The sequence below is a fragment of the Streptomyces goshikiensis genome (genome assembly GCF_014650555.1).
GTDB classification, from domain to species: domain Bacteria; phylum Actinomycetota; class Actinomycetes; order Streptomycetales; family Streptomycetaceae; genus Streptomyces; species Streptomyces goshikiensis.
In genome coordinates this window covers 408,650-430,390 of record NZ_BMVE01000004.1, presented here as the reverse complement: position 1 = coordinate 430,390, position 21,741 = coordinate 408,650, and the positions used below count along the sequence as shown (strand labels likewise).

General features: G+C 72.4%; 19 protein-coding genes. 4 read left to right on the top strand and 15 right to left on the bottom strand.

Going from position 1 to position 21,741, the window contains the following annotated elements; genetic code table 11:
* Positions 1-10: 10 nt before the first annotated feature.
* Entirely contained in the window at positions 11-1,216 is a 1,206-nt protein-coding gene (gene kynU / locus IE248_RS15290) for a kynureninase (RefSeq protein ID WP_073797864.1), read from the bottom strand.
* On the bottom strand, positions 1,209-2,054 hold the full coding sequence (locus IE248_RS15285; protein WP_008741393.1) for a tryptophan 2,3-dioxygenase family protein: 846 nt from the start codon (positions 2,052-2,054) through the stop codon (positions 1,209-1,211). The genes kynU and IE248_RS15285 overlap by 8 nt, the downstream gene beginning before the upstream one ends.
* A 246-nt stretch (positions 2,055-2,300) precedes the next feature.
* Between IE248_RS15285 and IE248_RS15280 the strand changes: the two genes are divergently transcribed.
* Both IE248_RS15280 and IE248_RS15275 read left to right on the top strand, forming a co-directional pair.
* Complete coding sequence (locus IE248_RS15280; protein ID WP_008741394.1) at positions 2,301-2,720, top strand: DUF3151 domain-containing protein; 420 nt, start codon at positions 2,301-2,303, stop codon at positions 2,718-2,720.
* Positions 2,721-2,849: 129 nt separating this feature from the next.
* Positions 2,850-4,031: an IS701 family transposase gene (locus IE248_RS15275; protein ID WP_434093855.1), complete on the top strand. Its 1,182-nt coding sequence runs from the start codon at positions 2,850-2,852 to the stop codon at positions 4,029-4,031.
* 143 nt (positions 4,032-4,174) lie between these two features.
* Here IE248_RS15275 and IE248_RS15270 read toward each other — a convergent pair whose 3' ends face one another.
* From IE248_RS15270 to IE248_RS15230, 9 genes are all read right to left on the bottom strand, one after another.
* A complete protein-coding gene (locus IE248_RS15270; RefSeq protein WP_190030960.1) occupies positions 4,175-5,950 on the bottom strand; it encodes a helix-turn-helix domain-containing protein in 1,776 nt (591 codons plus the stop codon).
* Positions 5,951-5,996: 46 nt separating this feature from the next.
* Positions 5,997-6,689, bottom strand: a complete 693-nt coding sequence (locus tag IE248_RS15265; RefSeq protein WP_073797860.1) for an AfsR/SARP family transcriptional regulator — start codon at positions 6,687-6,689, stop codon at positions 5,997-5,999.
* A 90-nt stretch (positions 6,690-6,779) separates the two neighbouring features.
* Positions 6,780-7,490, bottom strand: coding sequence for a ScbR family autoregulator-binding transcription factor (locus IE248_RS15260; protein WP_073797859.1), 711 nt, complete (start codon positions 7,488-7,490; stop codon positions 6,780-6,782).
* A gap of 186 nt (positions 7,491-7,676) precedes the next feature.
* The gene (gene fbaA, locus IE248_RS15255; RefSeq protein ID WP_008741395.1) at positions 7,677-8,708 is read right to left on the bottom strand and encodes a class II fructose-bisphosphate aldolase; all 1,032 of its coding nucleotides are present in this window, start codon (positions 8,706-8,708) and stop codon (positions 7,677-7,679) included.
* Between the two features lie 182 nt (positions 8,709-8,890).
* On the bottom strand, positions 8,891-9,430 hold the full coding sequence (gene pyrE, locus IE248_RS15250; protein ID WP_037797925.1) for an orotate phosphoribosyltransferase: 540 nt from the start codon (positions 9,428-9,430) through the stop codon (positions 8,891-8,893).
* A gap of 21 nt (positions 9,431-9,451) precedes the next feature.
* The gene (locus IE248_RS15245; protein WP_037797923.1) at positions 9,452-10,237 is read right to left on the bottom strand and encodes an aldose epimerase family protein; all 786 of its coding nucleotides are present in this window, start codon (positions 10,235-10,237) and stop codon (positions 9,452-9,454) included.
* A 31-nt stretch (positions 10,238-10,268) separates the two neighbouring features.
* Complete coding sequence (locus IE248_RS15240) at positions 10,269-11,096, bottom strand: SRPBCC domain-containing protein (protein WP_190030959.1); 828 nt, start codon at positions 11,094-11,096, stop codon at positions 10,269-10,271.
* 102 nt (positions 11,097-11,198) lie between these two features.
* A complete protein-coding gene (locus tag IE248_RS15235) occupies positions 11,199-12,842 on the bottom strand; it encodes a polyamine aminopropyltransferase (protein ID WP_229895332.1) in 1,644 nt (547 codons plus the stop codon).
* A gap of 125 nt (positions 12,843-12,967) precedes the next feature.
* A complete protein-coding gene (locus IE248_RS15230; protein WP_073774192.1) occupies positions 12,968-13,510 on the bottom strand; it encodes a DUF2617 family protein in 543 nt (180 codons plus the stop codon).
* A gap of 689 nt (positions 13,511-14,199) precedes the next feature.
* Between IE248_RS15230 and IE248_RS15225 the strand changes: the two genes are divergently transcribed.
* Both IE248_RS15225 and IE248_RS15220 read left to right on the top strand, forming a co-directional pair.
* The gene (locus IE248_RS15225; protein WP_190030958.1) at positions 14,200-15,387 is read left to right on the top strand and encodes a pyridoxal phosphate-dependent aminotransferase; all 1,188 of its coding nucleotides are present in this window, start codon (positions 14,200-14,202) and stop codon (positions 15,385-15,387) included.
* Positions 15,384-16,511, top strand: a complete 1,128-nt coding sequence (locus tag IE248_RS15220) for a putative hexosyltransferase (RefSeq protein ID WP_124289099.1) — start codon at positions 15,384-15,386, stop codon at positions 16,509-16,511. The genes IE248_RS15225 and IE248_RS15220 overlap by 4 nt, the downstream gene beginning before the upstream one ends.
* Positions 16,512-16,521: 10 nt before the next feature.
* Here IE248_RS15220 and IE248_RS15215 read toward each other — a convergent pair whose 3' ends face one another.
* The 4 genes from IE248_RS15215 to clpB all read right to left on the bottom strand — a co-directional run bounded on the left by IE248_RS15215 (position 16,522) and on the right by clpB (position 21,723).
* The gene (locus tag IE248_RS15215; protein ID WP_008741403.1) at positions 16,522-17,073 is read right to left on the bottom strand and encodes a type III secretion system chaperone family protein; all 552 of its coding nucleotides are present in this window, start codon (positions 17,071-17,073) and stop codon (positions 16,522-16,524) included.
* 100 nt (positions 17,074-17,173) lie between these two features.
* Positions 17,174-17,773, bottom strand: coding sequence for an RloB family protein (locus tag IE248_RS15210; RefSeq protein WP_190030957.1), 600 nt, complete (start codon positions 17,771-17,773; stop codon positions 17,174-17,176).
* On the bottom strand, positions 17,748-18,995 hold the full coding sequence (locus tag IE248_RS15205; protein ID WP_190030956.1) for an AAA family ATPase: 1,248 nt from the start codon (positions 18,993-18,995) through the stop codon (positions 17,748-17,750). Before IE248_RS15205 ends, IE248_RS15210 begins: the two co-directional genes overlap by 26 nt.
* A gap of 142 nt (positions 18,996-19,137) precedes the next feature.
* On the bottom strand, positions 19,138-21,723 hold the full coding sequence (clpB, locus tag IE248_RS15200; RefSeq protein ID WP_190031036.1) for an ATP-dependent chaperone ClpB: 2,586 nt from the start codon (positions 21,721-21,723) through the stop codon (positions 19,138-19,140).
* Positions 21,724-21,741: the final 18 nt, after the last annotated feature.

Here is a 21,741-nt window from a genome sequence, read left to right as displayed (position 1 = left end):
CGCCGCTACGTCACCCGAAAACGTGACCCAGTGTCCGCGCGGCACGCTCCACGTCCGCGAAACCGACGTAGAGCGGGGTGAAGCCGAAGCGCAGGACGTCCGGCGCCCGGAAGTCCCCGACGACGCCGCGCGCGATCAGCTCGCGCATGATCTCCGCCGCGTTCTCGGTGCGCAGCGAGACCTGGCTGCCGCGGTGGGCGTGCTCGGCCGGCGTGACCGCCTGGACCTTGCCCTCCGGGACGTACGCCGCGACGCATTCGAGGAAGAAGTCGGTCAGGGCCAGGGACTTCGCCCGGACCTGCTCGACCGAGACGCCGTCCCACGCGTCGAGCGCGGCCTCCAGAGCCAGCATCGAGAGGATGTCGGGCGTCCCGACCCGCCCCCGGACCGCGCCGTCGGCCGGGGTGTAGCCCGGGGTCATCGCGAAGGGCTCCGCGTGACCGTTCCAGCCGGGGAGCGGGGAGTCGAAGGCGGCCTGGTGACGGGCCGCGATGTACAGGTACGCCGGGGAGCCGGGTCCGCCGTTGAGGTACTTGTACGTACAGCCCACCGCGAGGTCGACCTGGTGCTCGTCGAGCCCGACCGGCAGGGCCCCGGCGCTGTGGCAGAGGTCCCAGACGGTGATGGCGCCGGTCGCCCGGGCCGCCCGGGTGAGGGCGGGGAGGTCGTGCAGGCGGCCGGTGCGGTAGTCGACGTGGTTGAGCAGGACGACGGCGGTGTCCTCGTCCATCTCCTCGGCGGCGGTGGCCGGGTCGACCGGGACGACGCGCAGGCCGGTCATCCGGGCGGCCGACGCGGCGATGTAGCCGTCGGTGGGGAAGGTGTTCGCGTCGACCAGCATCCGCGTGCGGCCGGGCGGGGCGAGCCGGGCCGCGCCGACGAGCGCCTTGAAGAGGTTGACGCTGGTGGAGTCGCCCACGACCGTCTGGCCGGGGGCCGCGCCGATGAGGGGGCTCAGCTTGTCACCGATGCGTTCGGGGGCGGTCCACCAGTTGCTCTCGTCCCAGGAGCGGATGAGGAGCTCGCCCCACTGACGGTGCACGACATCGGCCGTGACGGCCGCGACGCCGGCCGGGAGCGCGCCGAGCGAGTTGCCGTCCAGGTAGACGAGGCCCTCCGGGAGCGCGAAGCGGTCGCGGAGCTTGGCCAGGTCGTCGGTGGTGTCGAGGTGCGCCGCCCGCTGCCGGAGCGCGGGCAGGGCCGCGGCGTCAGACATAGCTGCGCGCCGTCCACAGCTCGGGGAAGACGTTCTTCTGCGCCCGCTTCTCCAGCCAGGTCACGCCCGCCGAGCCGCCCGTGCCCGTCTTCGCGCCCATCGCGCGGCGGGTCGCGACCAGGTGGTCGTTGCGCCAGCGCCAGACGAGCTCGGCGACGTCGGTGAGGACCTCGCCGAGGCGGTGCAGGTCGAGCTCGGCTTCCGGCTCCGCGTACAGGGCGGTCCAGGCGGCCTCGACCCGCGGGGACGGCTCGTAGCGCTGGGAGAGGTCGCGGTCCAGGACCTCCGCCGGGACGTCGTGGCCGCGGCGGGCGAGGAGGCGCAGGACCTCGTCGTAGAGGCTGGGCTCCTGGATGGCCTTCTCCAGCTCCGCGTGGACGCGGGGCGCGCCGCGGTGCGGGACGAGCATGGACGCCGACTTCTCGCCGAGCAGGAACTCCATCCGGCGGTACATCGCGGACTGGAAACCGGAACCTTCGCCGAGGGCGGCGCGGTACTGGTTGAACTGGCCGGGGGTGAGCTGGGCGAGCGGGCGCCAGGAGGCGTTGAGGGCTTCCAGTTCACGGAGGGAACGTTTCAGCGCATCCATCGCCACCTGCACGCGGTCCTCGCGCAGCGCCTTGGCGGCGGTTTCCCATTCGTGGACGATGACCGTGAACCACAGCTCCATGACCTGGGTCGTCACCAGGAAGACCATCTCGCCCGGGTCGTCGGAGCGGAGGTGCTGGAGGTGGGTGAGGACATCCGCCTGGACGTAGTCCTCGTACGGGGTCGTGCCATCGAAGTCGAGGTTCGGGGTACCCGAACCGGCTCCGGAGGCATCAAGGTTTTGCGACATCGCTGTCTCCTCGACACGTGCTTCCGGGTAGCGGTCCGCTCCTTCCGGTTGGGTAAGTGGAGCCCCGGTCCCCTGCCCGCATCATAAACACGACCGGGCTGCGCCCTCTAGAGCGCTTTCACGGGGTTGCGACGTACGACACGCCGACTGACCTCGGAAACCTTGATCACCTCGCGGCATCCGGGCGGGGTCCGGGCGGGGTTGCGAGCGGGGTTCCGGGCCCGGGCCGCCTGGCAGACTGGCGCCATGAACAGTCACAGGAACCTGCTGGGCGGACCGGACCCGACGTACCTCCAGGAGAATGAAGAGGCGTACGCCCTCTTCGGCGAGAAGTCCGGCGCGCCGGCCGAGGTCGCCGCCGCCTTCCCCACCTTCTCCCTCGCCTGGGCCGCGCTGGCCGACGAGGCCTTCGAGGGCGGTCGCGTGGTCGAGTCCTACGCGTACGCCCGTACCGGCTACCACCGCGGGCTGGACTCGCTGCGCCGCGCCGGCTGGAAGGGCCACGGCCCGATCCCGTGGTCGCACGAGGCCAACCGGGGCTTCCTGCGCTGCCTGGCGGCCCTGGGCCGCGCGGCCGGGACGATCAACGAGACCGAAGAGTCCGAGCGGTGCTGGCAGTTCCTGAAGGACAGCAGCGAAGAGGCGTACGCCGAGCTCAAGGGCTAGCGGACGGGCCCGCGCCCCCTTCCCCGGCCGGGAAGGGGGTGTGCGCGGCGCACCACCCGGTGGGGGAGGGTGGTGTCCGGCGCACCTCCCGGGGGCGGGGGGCCACGGCCGAATGTGGGTGGCGTGACCATCACCGCCACCGCCGCCACCGCCCCCACCACCAGCGCCGCCGCCGCCGACCGACGGACCTCCTCGGCCGGTGAGATCGCCGACGAGCTGTGCGCCGTGGTGTGTGACTCCCTGCGGCGCCGGGACCAGCGGGAGAAGGCCCGGCGGTACGTGCGCGGGCTGCTGTCCACACCCGGCCGCAAGTCGTTCCGGAACATGGCGGGGGACATCAGCGGCACCGCCTCCGAGCAGAGCCTGCACCACTTCGTCACCGGCTCCACCTGGGCGTGGCAGCCGGTGCGGGCCGCGCTGGCCGGATGCCTGGAGGCGGCGGCGGGGCCGCCCCCGGCGTGGGTGGCGCAGCCGATGGCCATTCCCCGGAGCGGGGCGCACTCGGTGGGAGTGGAGCACCGGTTCGATCCGCACCGGGAGCGGATGTTCCGGGGGCAGCAGGCGTTCGGGACGTGGTTCACCTCGGCCGGGGTGGTCACGCCGGTGGGCTGGGAGCTGCTGCTGCCGGGGAGTTCGTACGAGGAGAGCGCGGTGGGCGCGGTGCTGGCCACCGTACGGCGGGCCGGTGGGGCGGCGGCGCGGCCGGTGGTGCTGGACATCCGGGGGATCGGGACGCGCTCCACCATGAACCGGTTCGCGGAGGCCGGGGTGCCGGTGGTCGCGCGGGTGGCGGCCGGCGTCGGTGCGGGTGCCGGTGCCGGTGCGGGTGCCGGGAACCGGTTCCTGGTGCGGGACGCCGCCGTGCCGGGGTTCGGGGGCGGGGAACGGGGCCCGGCGGAGATCCTGCGGTCGGTGAAGGCGCTGGGGACGCCGGTGGAGTGGACCGACGCGGGGGGCGCGGCGCGGTCGTCGTGGGCGGTGGGGGTGCGGGTGATGATGCCTGATCCCGCGGTGGCGCGCAGGCGGGAGCTGCTGCTGGTCGGGGAGTGGGGGGCCGGGGCCGGCGGCCCGGCGGCGGAGCTGGTGGGGATGTGGGTCACGGACCTGGTGCGGATGCCGGTGGGGGCGGTGGTCCGGCTGACGAAGGGCGGGCTGCGGGTCGAGGCGGTGGCCGGCGCCAGCGGGCGGGCGGTGGGACTGCGGGACTACTCCGGGCGGGGGCTGGGGGGATGGCACAGGCACGTGACGCTGGCGTCGGTCGCCCACGCCGCCGTTGCCCTGGCCGGGCTGGAACGGGACCCCCGCGCGTAGCCCGCGCCCGGGCCTTCACACGCCGGACCGGCTGGAACGTGACCCCCGCGCGAGGCCCGTCCCGGGTCCTCATACGCCGGACCTGGGGCGCCGCCCCGGGCCCGCGCCTCACGGGCCGGCGAGGCCGGAGTGGTCGGGGCGAGTCAGTCGTCCGCGGGGGTGGTGCGGCGGGAGTGGAGGGAGGTGCGGGCTTTGTGGAGGCGGAGGGACATCTGGAGTTCGAGGGCGCGGGAGGGCTTCTGCCAGTCGGGGCCGAGGAGTTCCGCGATGCGTTCCAGACGCCGCCAGACGGTGTTGGGGTGCACGTGCAGCGCCTCCGCGGCGTGCGTCGGGCTGCCGCCCGAGGCGAAGTACGCGCTGAGGGTGGCCGTCAGTTCCGTGAGGCGCTCCGCGTCGTACTCCAGGACCGGCCCGATCGTCGAGGCGATGTACCCCTCCACGTCGTGGTCGGCCGACAGCAGCAGCCCGAGGAAGCCCAGTTCCCGCGGCGACGCGGTGCCCCCGGCGCCGCCGAGCGCGGTCAGCGCGTCCAGGCAGCGGACCGCCTCCGCGTACACCCGCGCCACCTGGCCGGCGCCCGCCGCCGGGCCCGCCGCGCCCGCGGACACCGCGTGTCCGAGGAGCGGCGACAGGTCGGCCGAGACGGCGCGCGCCGCGGCCGAGGCGTCGTCGCCCGGGAGCACCAGCACGATGCGGCCCCGGCGGACGCCCTTGAGCCCGCCCATCCGGTAGGCGTACGAGGAGGCCCAGGCCACCGCCTTGCCCAGTTCGCCGCCCTCCGGCCGGGCCACCACGACGACGTGGGGCCGGTCGAGGTCGATGCCGAGCCGCCGGGTGCGCTCCAGCAGGTGCAGGTCGGTGGAGTGCGGCCGCTCCAGCAGGTCGGTCAGCAGTTCGTCGTGGACCGGCCCTTCCGCGGCGGCCGTTCCGCGCTGGATCAGCATCAGCGAGGCCACGGACTGCGCGGCCAGCTGCAACAGCCGTACGTCCTCGTCGGTGAGCGGCGCCGACGCGCTGAGCAGCAGGACGCCCAGCACTTCCGCGCCCGCCAGCACCGGCGCCAGCCACAGCTCCCCCGGCAGTCCGACCGGGCGCCGGTCGGCGAGGGCCTGGAGGCCCGCCTTGGAGACGGACTCCTCGTCGAGGTCGGGCAGTTCGCCGGTCACCGTCAGCGGCCGCCCGCCCGGATCCCGTACCTGGAGCACGCCGTCCAGCGCGTCGGCGGTGGCCCGCGCGACCGTCGCGAGGCCGGCCCCGTCCAGGACCAGCCCGGCCAGCCGGGCGTGGCACTCCCACAGGTACCGGACCCGGGTGAGCGCGGTGTGGGTGCGCGAGCCGAACCGCTCCAGCTCGATGACCTCGTCCCGGGTCTGCTCCAGCAGCCGGGCCTTCTCGATGGCGATGGACGCCAGGTCGGCGAGGGAGAGCAGCGCGGCGATCTCCTCGGAGGTGAACTTCCGTACGGAGCGCTCGGCTCCGTAGAGCGCCCCGAGGGAGGAGTCGCCGTGCCGCAGCGGGACGGCGACGATCGCGCGCAGTCCCTCGGCGCGGACCACGGTGTCGATGCCCACGCCGTGCGGAATGCCCTCGTCGGTGAGGTAGTCGGCGGTCCAGACGGGTGCGCGGCGTTCCTGGGCGAGGCTGCCCAGGCCGCGGCCGGTGCCGAGTTCGAGGCCCACGTTGAGCGCGCGGGTCTCGCCTTCCGAGGTGCGTACGTACGCCGTGCCGTCGGGCCGGGCCTCGGCGACCCAGGCCATGTCGAAGCCGAGCAGACGGCGGGCCCGCCGGGTGATCATGCGGAGCAGGCCGTCGAGGTCGTACGGGGAGGTCAGGTCGTGCACCGTGTCCACGAGGGCGGCGAGCGTGCCCTCGCGGTGCCGGTCGAGGGCGGCGTCCGCCGCGCAGCCGTTGTCGCTCATGCCCTGCCCCCCGTCTGACCAGCTCTTTTCAGTCAGATGTCCGAAACTAGGCGGCTGGCTGCGGAGCGTCAAACCAGGGGCCGGAGCCGGCGCGGGCCTCGGCGCGCCGCAGCGCCGCCAGGTAGGTGCCGTCGGGGCGTTCACGGGCGCCCTGGGAGGAGATCAGGAGGGCGAGTTCCCGGCGCAGTTCCCGCCCGCGGCCGAGGGCGAGTTCGGCCTCGACCCACTGGCCGAGCACGGAGACGCGGCTGGCGTCGAGGGCGGCGATCCGGCCGCCGAGCCAGGTGCCCGCGGGGATGCCGTCGAGGGCGGGGCCGGTCCACAGACCGAGGGCGCGGCGCAGCCGGCGGGCCGCCTGCTCGTGGTCGCCCCGGCTCATGGCGCGGTAGCCGGCGCCCGCTTCGCGTTCGAACTCGTGGAGGTCGGAGCGGCCGCCGCCACTGTCGAGAAAATACCCGCCGGGCCGTTCGGACAGCACCGATTCGGGAGTACGTACCGAATCGGGGCCCAGGACCTCCGCGAAACGCTCGCGCAGGCGGCGGACTCCGGCCTGGAGGGCCGCGTGGGTGTGCCCGGGCGGGGCGGAGTGGGCCAGTTCGGCGGCGAGGACGGTCACCGGGACGACCCGGTCGGGATGGGCCGCCAGGACGGCCAGCACGTGCCGGGACTCGGGCGTGGGCGGCACGATGGGCATGCCGTTCTCGGTGACCCGGGGTGCTCCGAGTACGTCAATGTCCACAGTCTTCTCCCTGGGCAGGGTCGCGTCGCCGCCGCTAAAAAATAATACCCAGAAGGATTTTATTGTGAACCCTGCGCGACCTTCCTCCGGTCACTCCCCCGGCGACGGCGCCGGGACGCCCGTCGGACAGCCTGCGTCGCAGGGGTGGAGGGCCTGCGGCCCGTACAGCGCCCGAGCCCCGCGCCCGCCCGCGGTGTCCAGCCGGATCGCCACGGCCGGGACCACGACGCTCGGCATCACGTGCGTGTAGAGCGCCGCCACCTGCTCGTCCAGGTCCAGTCCGAGCACCTGGGACATCATGTTCAGCCCCGCGTACGCGCCGACGATCAGCCGTGCCGGCACCACCGGGTCCACGTTCGGCAGCAGCTCGCCGCGCGCCTTGGCCTCCGACAGCACGGCGACGTGCAGGTCGGTCCACGTCCGGTACGGACCCGCGTGGTCCAGGGCGGCCCGGCCGGCCTTCTCCAGCGTGAGCCGGGCACTGGCCCGCATCAGCACGGAGTGCCGCAGCCGGTGGCAGAAGACCATGCCGAAGTCCACGAACTCCTGCGCCTTGTACTCCTGCGCCGGGGGCACCGGCTCCTCCTGGGTCTGCGCGTCGATGACCGCCTGCGCCAGGTCGTCCTTGGAGTCGAAGTGGAAGTACAGCGCGCCCTTGGTGACGTTCGCGAGGTTGACGATGTCGGAGAGCTTCGCCGCGTCGTACCCGTGCTCCTCGAACACCACGGCCGCCGCGTTCAGGATCGCCCGGCGGGTGCGGACCGCCCGTTCCTGCTTGACCTGGGCTCGTTCTGTCTTCATCGCGCGGCGCCTCTCCTGCCCCCGGCCATTACATTCTCTCGGGTATGTTCTTTTGCCAAGCAAGATATCAGGACAAGCGGAAGGGGCCCGCAGGTCCTTGACGGACGTGCGGGCCCCTTCGGGCAGCCCGGCGGGCGGGCGGCCGGACAGCCTCACGGCGCGGGCGGCGCGAACCGCCCGCGGCGCTTACTTCAGCTTGGTACCGGTGGAACGCAGGTTGGCGCAGGCCTCGGCGACACGGACGGCCATGCCCGCCTCGGCGGCCTTGCCCCAGGTGCGGGGGTCGTACTTCGACTTGGTGCCGACCTCGCCGTCGACCTTCAGGACGCCGGCGTAGTTGGAGAACATGTGGTCGACGACCGGGCGGGTGAAGGCGTACTGGGTGTCGGTGTCGAGGTTCATCTTCACGACGCCGTTCTCCAGCGCGGTGGCGATCTCCTCGGCCGAGGAGCCCGAACCGCCGTGGAAGACGAAGTCGAACGGCTGGCTGCCGGCAGCCTGGCCGTACTTCTCGCTCACACCGGCCTGGAGGTCCTTGAGGAGCTCGGGGCGCAGGACGACATTGCCCGGCTTGTAGACGCCGTGCACGTTGCCGAAGGAGGCGGCCAGCAGGTAGCGGCCCTTCTCGCCCAGACCCAGGGCCTCGGCGGTGCGGATCGCGTCGTCGACGGTGGTGTACAGCTCGTCGTTGATCTCGTGGCTGACGCCGTCCTCCTCGCCGCCGGTCGGGGTGATCTCGACCTCAAGGATGATCTTGGCGGCGACGGCCTTGGCGAGCAGCTCCTGGCCGATGGCCAGGTTGTCGGCCAGGGTCTCGGCGGAGCCGTCCCACATGTGCGACTGGAAGAGCGGGTTCAGACCGCGGGCCACGCGCTCGGCGGAGATGTCGAGCAGCGGGCGGACGTAGCCGTCCAGCTTGTCCTTGGGGCAGTGGTCCGTGTGCAGCGCGACCGTGATGTCGTACTTGGCGGCCACGATGTGGGCGAACTCGGCCAGGGCTACGGCGCCGGTGACCATGTCCTTGTTGTGCTGGCCACCCAGGAACTCCGCACCACCGGTGGAGATCTGGATGATGCCGTCGCTCTCGGCCTCCGCGAAGCCCCGCAGTGCGGCGTGCAGGGTCTGGGACGAGGTCACATTGATGGCCGGGTAGGCGAACTTGCCTGCCTTCGCCCGGTCGAGCATCTCGTTGTAGACCTCGGGGGTTGCGATGGGCATCTGTCCGCTCCTTGGATGTGCGGGGAGTGTGCTTATTGCGGGCCCTGACCTGGGGGCGACGTCATCGTCGGCTCCATCTTTCCAGACTCAGCCCCTCACTCCACCCCCCTGTCCACCCCGCATGGCGCGAACCGGGCGGGGTGTTTCACGTGAAACACCCCGCCCGGTGGGAAAAGCGCAGGTCAGGAGAGGCCCAGGTCCTCAAGGAGGTAGCCGGTGAGGTAGGGCAGGCCCGCCTCGGCGATGGCCCCGGCCGCGCCCCGGTCCACGATCGTCGCGACCGCGACGACCTCGCCGCCGGCCTCCCGGACCGCCTCGACGGCGGTCAGCGGGGAACCGCCGGTGGTGGAGGTGTCCTCGACGACCAGGCAGCGCTTGCCCTTGACGTCGGTGCCCTCGATCCGGCGCTGCATGCCGTGCGCCTTCTGCGCCTTGCGGACCACGAAGGCGTCCAGGCGCTGCCCGCGGGCGGCCGAGGCGTGCAGCATCGAGGTCGCCACCGGGTCGGCGCCCAGCGTGAGGCCGCCGACGCAGTCGAAGTCGAGGTCGGAGGTCAGGTCGAGCATGACCTGACCGACCAGCGGGGCCGCCTCGCCGTCGAGGGTGATCCGGCGGAGGTCGATGTAGTAGTCCGCCTCCCGCCCGGAGGAGAGGGTCACCTTGCCGTGTACGACGGCCTTGTCCTTGATCTGCTGCAGCAGCGCATCCCGTACTTCACTCATGGGCCTGAGCTTAATTGCGCCCTAGCCCAGCCGCCGCCAGGTCCACGTGGTGGAGATCTCCAGGGGGTCCACGGGGGTGACCAGCCGGGGCAGGCTGTTGAGGCCGTTCGGCGGGCCGGACTGGGGCTCCACGCAGACGGCCTCGGGCTGCTCGTCGTAGATGACGACCCATTCGTCGCGGCTGCGGACCTTCAGCTCCAGCGCGCCGGGCCAGGTGAGGGTGACGTCCACGCCGTGCGGCATCCCGAAGCAGTCGTCCCAGGGGCCGGGCTTGGGGTCGATGCGGCGCCCGGTGGGGATGTGGTCCTCGCCCCTCTCCTCCTGCCATTCGGCCTGGAAGTCGAGGCGCGCGTCCTCGCCGGTGCCGAGGTTGCGGCGGAACCAGGGGTGCCAGCCCGCCTGCGCCGGGAAGGAGTCGCCGTACGTCTCGATGCCCATGGAGAGCGTGGCGCCGTCGGGGGTCAGCTCGACGCTCTGGGTGACCCGGCCGGGCCACGGCCACGGGGCGGCGAGGTCGTAGACGAACGCCGCCTCGGTGTCGCTGGCGCGCACCCGGCGCCAGGGGTGCTCGCGGCCGAACCCGTGGATGGAGTGCGGGCCGTTGTTGAGCGGGAGTTCATGGACGACCCCGCCGTCCCGGAACCGGCCGCCCGCGGTGCGTCCGCACCACGGGACCATCGGGAAGGCGCCGAAGTCCGGGCCCTGGCGCAGCAGCTCGGTCCCGTCGACGCGCAGGCTGCTGATCCGGCAGCCGTTGTCCTGGTCGATGGTCAGCTCGGCCCCGCCGGCCGTCAGTTGCGTACTCATGTGATCGAGATTAGGGCCTGTACGGCCCCGTTCAGTGGCGGCGGCGCAGGGCGCGGCCCAGGACGACCGCCGAGGCCACGGCGAGGGCCGCGGCCGGGGCCAGCCAGCGCAGGTTCTGGCCGGCGGAGGTGGAGGCGGGCGCGGGGACCGGGGCGTAGCGGCCGCGCGGGGGTGCGTGGTCCACCTCCTCGGCGCTGCGGCCGATCATGGTGCGGCGGGCGTGGGCGGCCTCGGCCGGCGGGCGCGGGGCGGCGAGCTCCTCGATCTCCCCCTCCAGGAAGGGATCCAGGGCCGGCGGCGGCACCTCGGCCTCGAACACGGAGGCGACGACCTCGCCGACGTCCCCGGGATCACCGTCCGCGGCGTCCGCGGCGTCCGCGGCGTCCGCGGCGTCCGCGGCCTCCTCCGCCTCGGCGACGGGATCGCTCAGCACCGCCGCGGCCGCCAGGTGCTCGGCGGCGCGGTCCAGGAAGCGGCGTACGGCGGTCACGGTCGCCTCGGGGGCGAAGGAGGCTGCCCGCCCGTCGGCGGTGGCACCGGCGGTGAAGTCCAGCCGGGACCCGTCCCCCTCCGTGGTCAGCCGCAGCACCACGGAGAGCTTCACGGTCCCGCTGCCCCGGATCTCGGTGCCCTCGCCGTCGACGGCGAACACGTCCGGCTGCCTCTCGGTGATGCTCAGGGCCCCCCGGTAGGTCACGGTGTTCCCGCCGACGCGCACCTTCAGCCGGCCCGACAGCGGCCCGGACTCGGCGTCGGCGTCCTGCTGGAGCCCCGGCACGCAGCGGGCGACCCGGGCGGGATCGCGCAGCACGGCGCGGAGGCTGTCGGCCGGTACCGGAACGAACACCTGATGCTCCATGCGGCCGAGCCTACCGACGAGTCACGCCTGCGCGCCCGGTCCGGCGCGAACCTCTTCGCGCCGGCCGCCCCGGGCGGCCGCCCGGACCGGGGCTCCGGGGGCTCAGGAGTAGCGCGGGTGCGGCAGCGTCGACGGCGGCAGCCCCGGGATCCTGCTGCGTTCCGCGTCACGGGCCGCGTCCCGCAGCGATCCGGTGGACAGCGAGCGCAGCCCGGGGGTGTCCCGGTCCACCCGCAGGGGCGGGGCCCCCTCGTGCGCGGCCAGGACGAAGCCCCAGTCCTGCGGCGGCGCGCCCCTGGAGCCCTGCGCCCGGTCCGGCCCGGCGGCGAAGCCGGAGAGGCGGCCGCCGGCGCTGTACGGGACGGTCCGCAGCCCGGCCGCGCGCAGCGTCGACTCGACGGTCCAGTAGGTCCGGGGCCGGGTCGCGAGGGGCCCCGCGTGCACCGCGAGGCGGCCGCCGGGGCTGAGGGCCCGCGCGGCCAGCCCGTAGAACTCCTGGGAGTACAGCTTCGTGCTGGGGGTGATGCCGGGGTCGGGGAGGTCGGAGACGATGACGTCGAACCGGCCGTGCGCGGCGGGCCCGCGCAGCCAGCGGAACGCGTCCTGCGTGACGACCCCGAGGCGGGGGTCCTCGTACGCCCGGCCGTTGAGCGCGGACAGCATCGGGTCGGTGCGCGCGAGCCGGACCACGCCGGGGTCGATCTCGACGACGGTGACCGAGGTGACGTCCGGGTAGCGCAGCACCTCGCGGGCGGCGAGGCCGTCGCCGCCGCCGAGGACGAGGACCCGGGCGTGCGGGCCGGTCATCGCGGGGTGGACGAGGGCCTCGTGGTAGCGGTACTCGTCGTAGCCGCTGACCCGCAGCCGCCCGTCGAGGAACAGGTCGAGGGAGCGCGGGGAGCCGCTGGAGGGTCCGGTGAGGACGAGTTCCTGTACGCCGGTCTGGACGGCGACCCGCACCTCCCCGCCGTAGACGGCGCGGCGGGCGACCCGCTCGAAGTCGTCGGCCAGCACGGTGGCCGAGCAGAGCGCGGCGAGCACGGTGAGGTTCACGGCGATCAGCAGCCAGCGGCAGCGCCGGCTGAGGTCGTGGCGGAACAGCCACAGCACGAGCCCGCCGCCGACGACCACGTTGATCCCGCCGGTGAGCATGGCGCCGGTGAGCTGGCCGAGCACCGGCAGCAGCAGGAACGGGAAGGCGAGCCCGCCGACGAGGGCGCCCACGTAGTCGGCGGCGAAGAGGTCGGCGACGGCCCCGCCCGCGTCCTGCCGGCGGATCCGCTGGATGAGGACCATCAGCAGCGGGATCTCGGCGCCGATGAGCACCCCGATGGCGAAGGAGAAGGCGACGAGGGCGGGCTGTGACTCCCCCAGCCAGGCGAAGCTCGCGTACAGGGCCATGGCGGAGAGCCCGCCGAGCAGTGCGAGCCCGGCCTCGATGGCGCCGAAGCCGAGCGCGGGGCGGTGTCTGAGCCGCTTGGCGAGCAGCGAGCCGACTCCCATGGCGAAGACCATGACGGAGAGCACCACGGACGCCTGGGTGACGGAGTCTCCGATGAGGTACGAGCCGAGGGCGAGCAGCTCCAGTTCGTAGACGAGCCCGCAGGCGGCACAGATGAACACGGTGGCCAGGACGAGGAGTCGGCCGGTCCGGGGCCGTACGGGCAGGGCGGCCGCCGGGACGGTCGGGGCGCCCCGCGATTCCGGCGCCGGGAGCACCCCGCCGGGGGCGGAACGGTCGATCATGTGGGGAACCGTACGTCACCACCCACCCACACCCGGTCACCCACATGGGTGCAAGTGGCGCACCGTTTAGACCAGTTGGCGTACCCACGACGGCCTTTTCACGCCCCCGGCCCCGGGCCCCGCCGCTACCGCGCGGCCGGCGCCAGGGAGTCGGCCGGCGCGCCCGTCCGTACGCCCACCCGGGTGCGGGTGGCGACCAACTGGCCCTCCTGCGGGTACGCGTGCCAGGTCCGCCAGCGCACCTGCCCCTCGTGACGCTGCGCGAGCAGGGCGGTGAAGGCGTGCGGGCTGCCGGGGAAGGTTCCGGCGAGCCCGTTCGGGTGATCCGCGACGAGGGCCAGCAGCTCCTGGGCGCGCCCGGCGAAGGAGCCGCTCGACAGCTTCTCGACGCGGGCGGCGAACTCGTACTCCCAGTCGCCCAGTCGCTTGGCGACGCCGAGCGGCAGCGGCGTACTGCTGCCGGGCATACAGGCGACCGTCTCCGAGCAGAGCACCTCGCCCTCCTCCAGGAGCACCTGGTGGGAGGCTCCGAGCAGGCGCAACTCCACCTTCGCGCCCGCGAGATCGAGGTTCAGCACGGCCAGGGCGGGCAGCCGCTCCCGTCCCAGGGCCCAGGCGAGATCGGCGGCACGCGTGTCGGTATAGGTGGTCTGGAGGGTCGTGAGCATGAGTCGGCTCCGCAAACGCGCGAGGGAGATGGGCCGGGGCCCGCCAGCGGTAGTCAACGGGTGGGGGGGAACCCGGCACGGGTCCACAGGAAGTCCAGGAAGGTCCGAGGACTGGTCTACTCAACCGAGGGAATCATGAAAGGCACGGCGCTCACAGCGTTTTTACCCAACTTGAAGGGGTTTACATCCCCCCGGGGGCTACACAGTTCACGTGTTCAACCACACCCCCGCGGACATGAGGACGCCCGACGGGATGTGTGCCCGCCGGGCGCCCTTTCACACGGTCCCGGGCTGCCCCGTGTCAGCTGGAACCGCAGCCCCCGCCGCCGCACGACGAAGACGATCCCCCGCAGGACGACGACGAGCCGCAGGAAGAGGACGATCCGCAGGAGGACACCCACGTTCCGCCGTCCGAGTTACTGCGGCGGCCCCGGCTCGCACCGGAACTCACACCGGAACCGGACCGCAACCCGCGGCCGGACGACCCCTTGCTCCGGGATCCCACGGCCACGAGACAGACGACGACCACCACACTTACGAAGATCACGACGGCCAGCAGCATCTGCTCGCCCCTCTCTCACGCCCCGGTCCCCCGGGGAGCGGGATCCCCGCGTCCCGCGTGAGGTGGGGATGCCCACGGGCCATCCGCGCGAAAGCACACTTGAGCAACTCCAGAGGTTCGGCCCAGGATGGCGCCCATGAGCGCACCCGCGGGCAACGACCGCCCCTTCCTCAACCGCCGCCTCGCCGCATTCGGTACGACGATCTTCGCGGAGATGTCGGCGCTGGCCGCCCGCACCGGGTCGATCAACCTCGGCCAGGGCTTCCCGGACACCGACGGCCCGGCCGAGATCGCCGAGGCCGCCTCCCGCGCGGTCCTGGCCGGCCTCGGCAACCAGTACCCGCCCGGCGCCGGCGTCCCCGAGCTGCGCACCGCGATCGCCGCCCACCAACAGCGCTTCTACGGCCTGTCCTACGACCCCGACACCGAGGTCCTGGTCACCGCGGGCGCCACCGAGGCCATCGCCGCCGCCCTGCTGGCCCTCCTCGAACCGGGCGACGAGGTCATCGCCCTCGAACCCTTCTACGACTCCTACGCGGCCTGCATCGCCATGGCCGGCGCCGTCCGCGTCCCCCTCACCCTGCGCGCCCCGGACTTCCGCCCCGACCTCGACGCGCTGCGCGACGCCATCACCCCGCGCACCCGGCTGCTGCTGCTCAACACCCCCCACAACCCGACGGGCACCGTCCTGACCCCGGCCGAACTCGCGGGGATCGCCGAACTCGCCGTCCGCCACGACCTGCTCGTCATCACCGACGAGGTGTACGAACACCTCGTCTTCGAGGGCTCCCACACCCCGCTGGCCTCGCTGCCCGGCATGCGGGAGCGGACGGTGACGATCTCCAGCGCGGGCAAGACGTACTCCTTCACCGGCTGGAAGGTCGGCTGGATCACCTCCACGCCCGAGCTGGTCGCCGCCGTCCGCTCCGTCAAGCAGTTCCTGACCTACGTCTCCTCCGGCCCCTTCCAGTACGCCGTCGCCGAGGCCCTCGGCCTCCCCGACTCCTACTACGAGGGCCTGCGCGCCGACCTCGCCGCCAAACGCGACCTGCTCTCCGACGGCCTCGCCGCGGCCGGCTTCCAGGTCTACCGCCCCCAGGGCACCTACTTCGTCACCACCGACATCGCGCCCCTCGGCGAGAGCGACGGCATCGCCTTCTGCCGCGCCCTGCCCGAGCGCTGCGGGGTCGTCGCCATCCCCAACCAGGTCTTCTACGACGACAAGTCCGCCGGGGCCACCCAGGTGCGCTGGGCGTTCTGCAAGAAGACCGAGGTACTGCGCGAGGCCGTCGACCGGCTGCGACGGCTGGCGTGACCACCGTCTCCGTACGGGCGGTCGGCACGGCCACGCCCGCTGCCTTCCGCGCGCTCGGGGTGTTCGCCGCGGTGCGCGGCGGCGGGGTGCTGGTGCTCGCCGCCGGCGCGTGGTGGGCCGGCAAGAGCCCGGTCAAGGTCCTCGGCGGATCCTGGGACTCCGTCTGGTACCTCCACATCGCCGCCCACGGCTACGGGCGCACCCAGATGTGGCCCGTCACCGGCTCCGTACAGAGCGACTACGCCTTCTTCCCGCTCTACCCCTACCTGGTGGGGCTGGCCGGCGGCACCCCCGCCGCCGCGCTGCTGGTCGCCTGGACGGCCGCCGCGCTCGCCGCCGTCGGCGTGTACAAGATCGGGGAGCGGCTGCTCGGGCCGCGGGGCGGGCTGCTGCTGGTGGCGCTGTGGGCGGTGCTGCCGCACTCGGTGGTGCTGACCCTCGGGTACACGGAGGCGCTGCTGACCGCGCTGGCCGCCTGGAGCCTGTACGCCGTGCTGACCGGGAGGTGGCTGTGGGCGGCGGGGCTGGCGATACTCGCCGGGCTGACCAGGCCGACCGGGATCGCGGTGGCCGCGGCCGTCTCCGTCATGGCCTTCCACGAGGTGCTGCTGCGAAGATCCCGGGCACCCGAGGTCTGGGCGGCCGGGGTGCTCGCGCCGGCGGGCTGGGCCGCGTACGTCGTGGCGGTGGGGGTGCGCACCGGGGATCCGCTCGGCGGCTACTTCGAGGTGCAGAGCCGGTGGGGCTCCCGCTTCGACTTCGGCGGCGGCGCGCTGCGCTCGGCGGAGAAGGTGCTCACCGGCGGGAACGTCCCCCTGGCCACCACCGCGACCGTGTTCGTCCTTGCCGCGGCGGGACTGCTGGCGATCCTGCTGGCCCTGGACCGGATGCCGCTCCCGGTGCTCGTGTACACGGGGGTCCTGATGGTGATCACCTACGGCGGCGCCGGGTTCTTCGAGTCCAAGCCGCGCTTCCTGGTCCCCGCGTTCCCGCTGCTGCTCCCGGTGGCGGCCGTCATGGCGAGAGCCCGGCACGGCACCGCGGTGATGCTCACCGCGGGGCTGGCCGGGCTCTCCTACGGCTACGGGGTGTACCTGCTCCTCGTCGCCAAAGTACCGCTGTGACGGGTGACGGCTAGTTGGTGGCTTCGCCGTCGTCGTCACCCTTGTCGTCGCCGTCGGCGGAGTCGACGTCCTGCTCCAGGCCGAGCTGCTCCACGAGCCACTTGTCGAACTCGATGGACGCGCGGACCCAGCTGACCGTGGAGGAGACGAAGTGCTCCAGGCTGACGCCGGTGCCGATCAGCATCTGCGCCTCGCCGATCAGACGGACGGAACCGTCGTCGTGCGTGTGGCTGTAGACCTTCGGCCACAGGGTGCGGCGGTTCCAGTCGTCGATCGACTCAAGGAGCTGCGGCTTCTCGTCGATCTTGTGCGGGCGGTCGTAGAAGGTCCGCACGGAGAAGACCTGCTGCTCGTCTTCGCCGCGGAACATGAAGTACGTGCGGAAATCCTCCCACGGCGCCGCGAGGTCGCCCTCGTCGTCGACGACGTACTTGAGCTCCATCTGGTCCAGGAGCTGCTTCACCAGGTCCTGGTCGGGGACGACGGGGCCCGCCGGTCCTGTGGCCTGCGGATCGGGCTGCTGCCCTCCGAAGTTCGGAATCGAGGCCGGGTCGATGCTCACCGTGTACTTCCCTTCGTGCGGATGACGTCATCCTCCCCCATCGCTCCTACCCCGTGTCCACCCCCGCACCTACGATCCGCTCCGGGCGGACAGGATCAGGTCAGGGAGCGTCCGGGCGTGTCATGCGGTTCGTCAGCCGCCACACGCCTGACGACGGGTTTCGTGCGTGGTCCTCTCCCGTCGGGTCAAGGCGCTCGGCGCGTTCCGCGGCCGCCTTCAGGCCCTGCCGGTACGCGGCGAAGTCGACCCGGGTCTTGTCGTACGCGGGGACGTGCTTCCGCAGGAGCGGCAGCAGTTTCTTGTACGTTTCGACGTGCACCCGGTGATCCGCGAAGTGCAGGAGCAGCCACACCTCGAAGCACGGGTTCGACACGGCGACCTTGATTCCGGCGCGGCGGGCCTGGGTGACGGCCTCGTCGACATCCGGGAACTGATCGACGTCGAAGACGCACCAGACCTCGTCGTAGCCGTCCGCGAGATCTCGCTGACCGATCGTGTAGGCGACCAGCTGGGTGGGCGAACACGCCTTGCCCAGCACCTTCACCGCCACTGCCGGGTTGCGCAGATGATCGCGCAGCCCTTGCAGGTACTGGCGTTCCGTCTCCTTGCTGCCGCAGACGATCAGCAGCGTGCGCGCCGACGGCCGGACCGGACCCCGCCGGCGCCCCGATCCCTCACGCGGAAACCGCCTCGCCGCCATGTGCCCCCCAGTACTTCCTGAGCATGTCCTCGAACGCCGTCTCCGGGAGGAGCGGTACCGCGCCGTAGCTGCCCGCCAGGTAGCGGCGTTCGAAGTTCTCGCCCTTCCTCGGCTTGAAATCGCTGAGCGGGTACAGCTCGGCCGCCCCCGTGGCGGGGGCCTTCTCGACGAACCACACCTGGTCGCGCGACAGCACCTGCTCCCCCAGCATCGTTCCGAGGAGCGACGCGTCGTGGGTGGTGAAGATCAGCTGGGCTCCGCGCGGGTTCAGCTCGGGGTTCTGGAAGAGCGAGATGAGCTTGGCGGTCAGCATGGGGTGCAGGCTGATGTCGATCTCGTCCACCCACACCGCTTGCCCTGCCAACACCGCCGAGAGCCCCGTGCTCACCAGGTTGAGCCAGGTTTTGGTGCCCGCCGATTCGGCTTCCACGGGGAGGACGAACTCCTCGCCGTCCACCACATGGACGAACTCCAGCGACCGCGATGCCGCCGATCGCAGGTGCGCCGACAGCCGTGGGCGGAGTTCGTCCTCGGGGAACGTGGCCCCGGGTCGCTCCTGGCCCTCCCGGATCTCATGGACCCCGAGGTCCGCTGCCGCCAGGACCTCCGAGCCGATGGGAAGGCCCCGATCGGCAAAGGACTGATAGAGGGAGGCGGCCATCGCTCCGGCTACCGAGTGGACCAGCACCTGTCGGGTCGAGTCGTCGACGACGAAGGGGCCGGTGAGACAGGTCCACAGCCGGCTCAGCTCGGTGTGCGAGGACTGGGCCGCAGCCGAGAGGTAGAGGCTGTTCGGCCGCAGGATGCGCTCCGCGGCGACCTTGCCGCCGCCCAGCGTCGCCCCGTACGTCATGGCCATCGCGGAACGCTCGAAGAGAACGCGCCTGCGGGCCTTGGGATAGCTGTACAGCCATTCCTCGACGATCTCGCGGTCGGTCACGCTGAAGCCGTAGGCGTAGCGGACACCGCCCAGCAGGACGTCGGCGGCGTAGGTCGAGACCTCGTCGCGGCTGGTGTGGTCGAGCAGGAAGGGGCGCCTGGGAACCGGGGCGCCGGGCAGCCACCGGGCCTGCGACTGCTGGACCGCCTTCTGGAAGAAGGCGTACGCGTCGATGAGGGTCGATTTCCCCGACGCGTTCGCCCCGTAGACGGCCACCACCGGAACCGCCGGCCGGTCGTCCGCGTACGACGGGACGAAATTGAGTTCCTGGGGTTCACGCAAGGAACCGTGGTTCGCCACGCGGAAGCTCAACAGCATCCGTAACGCACCTCCCAGAGCCTTGTGAGCATGTGAATTCCCGTTTCACGCGTGAGACAACCATAGCCACGTTGTTTCACGCGTGAAACGGATCACGCCCGAACGCTCAGAGGGCCTTGCCGACCAGGAGGTCCTCGCCGGCCACGGCGACGCGGACGGTGTCGCCGTCCTTGACCTCGCCGGAGAGGATCTCCTTGGCCAGCCGGTCGCCGATCGCCGTCTGGATCAGGCGGCGCAGCGGGCGGGCGCCGTAGGCGGGGTCGTTGCCCTTGTCCGCGAGCCAGGCCAGGGCGTCGGGGGTGACGTCCAGGGTCAGGCGGCGGGCGGCCAGCCGCCTGGCGAGGGAGCCGATCTGGAGCTCGGCGATGTGCGCCAGCTCGTCCCGGGTCAGGGCGGAGAAGACCACGAGGTCGTCGAGGCGGTTGAGGAACTCGGGCTTGAAGGAGGCCCTGACCACCTCCAGGACCCTGGCCTTCTTGTCCTGGTCCGAGGTGGCCGGGTCCGTCAGGAACTGGCTGCCCAGGTTGGAGGTCAGGATCAGGATGGTGTTGCGGAAGTCCACGGTGCGGCCCTGGCCGTCCGTGAGGCGGCCGTCGTCGAGGACCTGGAGCAGGATGTCGAAGACCTCGGGGTGGGCCTTCTCCACCTCGTCCAGCAGCACCACGCTGTACGGGCGGCGCCGGACGGCCTCGGTGAGCTGGCCGCCCTCCTCGTAGCCCACGTACCCGGGCGGGGCGCCGACCAGCCGGGCCACGCTGTGCTTCTCGGAGTACTCCGACATGTCGATGCGGACCATGGCCCGCTCGTCGTCGAAGAGGAAGTCCGCGAGGGCCTTCGCCAGCTCCGTCTTGCCGACGCCCGTGGGGCCCAGGAAGAGGAAGGAGCCCGTCGGGCGGTCCGGGTCGGCGATGCCGGCCCGGGTGCGGCGCACGGCGTCGGAGACGGCCCGTACGGCCTCTTGCTGGCCGATCAGGCGGCGGCCCAGCTCGTCCTCCATGCGCAGCAGCTTCTGCGTCTCGCCCTCCAGGAGGCGGCCCGCCGGGATGCCCGTCCAGGCGCCCACCACGTCCGCGATGTCGTCGGGGCCGACCTCGTCCTTGACCATCGTCCCCTTGGAGGCCTCGGCCTCGGCCTCGGTGGCCTCCTCCAGCTCGCGCTCCAGCTCGGGGATCTCCCCGTAGAGCAGCTTGGAGGCGGCGTCGAAGTCGCCGTCGCGCTGGGCGCGCTCGGCCTGCCCGCGCAGGTCGTCGAGGCGCTCCTTGAGCTCTCCGACCCGGTTGAGGGACTGCTTCTCCTTCTCCCAGCGGGCGGTCAGGCCGCGCAGGTCCTCCTCCTTGTCCGCGAGGTCCTTGCGCAGCTTGTCGAGGCGCTCCAGCGAGGCAGGGTCGGACTCGTTCTTCAGCGCCAGCTCCTCCATGCGCAGGCGGTCCACGGCGCGCTGGAGCTCGTCGATCTCCAGCGGGGAGGAGTCGATCTCCATGCGCAGCCGGGACGCGGCCTCGTCGACGAGGTCGATGGCCTTGTCGGGGAGGAACCGGGAGGTGATGTACCGGTCGGAGAGGGTGGCCGCGGCGACGAGCGCGCTGTCGTTGATGACGACCTTGTGGTGCGCCTCGTACCGGCCCTTGAGGCCGCGCAGGATCGCGATGGTGTCCTCGACGCTCGGCTCCGCCACCAGCACCTGCTGGAAGCGGCGCTCCAGCGCGGGGTCCTTCTCGATGCGCTCGCGGTACTCGTCGAGGGTGGTCGCGCCGACCATCCGCAGCTCGCCTCGGGCCAGCATGGGCTTGAGCATGTTGCCCGCGTCCATGGCGGAGTCCCCGCCGGCGCCCGCGCCGACGACGGTGTGGAGCTCGTCGATGAAGGTGATGATCTGGCCGTCGCTCGACTTGATCTCGGCGAGGACGGTCTTCAGGCGCTCCTCGAACTCGCCGCGGTACTTGGCGCCCGCGACCATCGCGCCGAGGTCGAGGGAGACCAGCCGCTTGTTCTTCAGGGATTCGGGGACGTCGCCCTTGACGATGCGCTGGGCCAGGCCCTCGACGACGGCCGTCTTGCCGACGCCGGGCTCGCCGATGAGCACCGGGTTGTTCTTCGTACGCCGGGAGAGGACCTGGACGACGCGCCGGATCTCCTGGTCGCGGCCGATGACCGGGTCGAGCTTGCCCTCGCGGGCGGCGGCCGTGAAGTCCGTGCCGAACTTCTCCAGGGCCTTGTACTGGCCCTCGGGGTCGGGGCTGGTCACCCGCCGGCCTCCTCGTGCGTTCTGGAAGGCGGCCAGCAGCTTCGCGGCGGTCGCGCCCTCGGCGGAAAGGACCTCACCGGCCGCCGCGCCCTTGGCGGCGAGGGCGATGAGGAGGTGTTCGGTGGACAGGTACTCGTCGCCGAGCTTCCCGGCCTGCGCGTCGGCCTCGGCGAGTACGGCGAGGAGGTCGCGGGTGGCCTGCGGGGGCGCGACGGTGGAGCCGGTGACGCTGGGCAGGGCGGCGACGAGCCGCTCCGCGCCGTCGCGCACGGCGGCCTGGTCGGCCTCGGTGGCGGCGAGCAGATCGGTGATGTTCTCGTTGTCCTGGCCGGCGAGCAGGGCCAGGAGCAGGTGTGCGGGGGTCAGGTCCGCGTTCCCGTCCTTGACGGCCCTGCTGGTGGCCGCGTTGAGCGCGTCCCGGCTCCTGTTGGTCAGCTCGGCATCCACCTGCGACGTCTCCTCTCC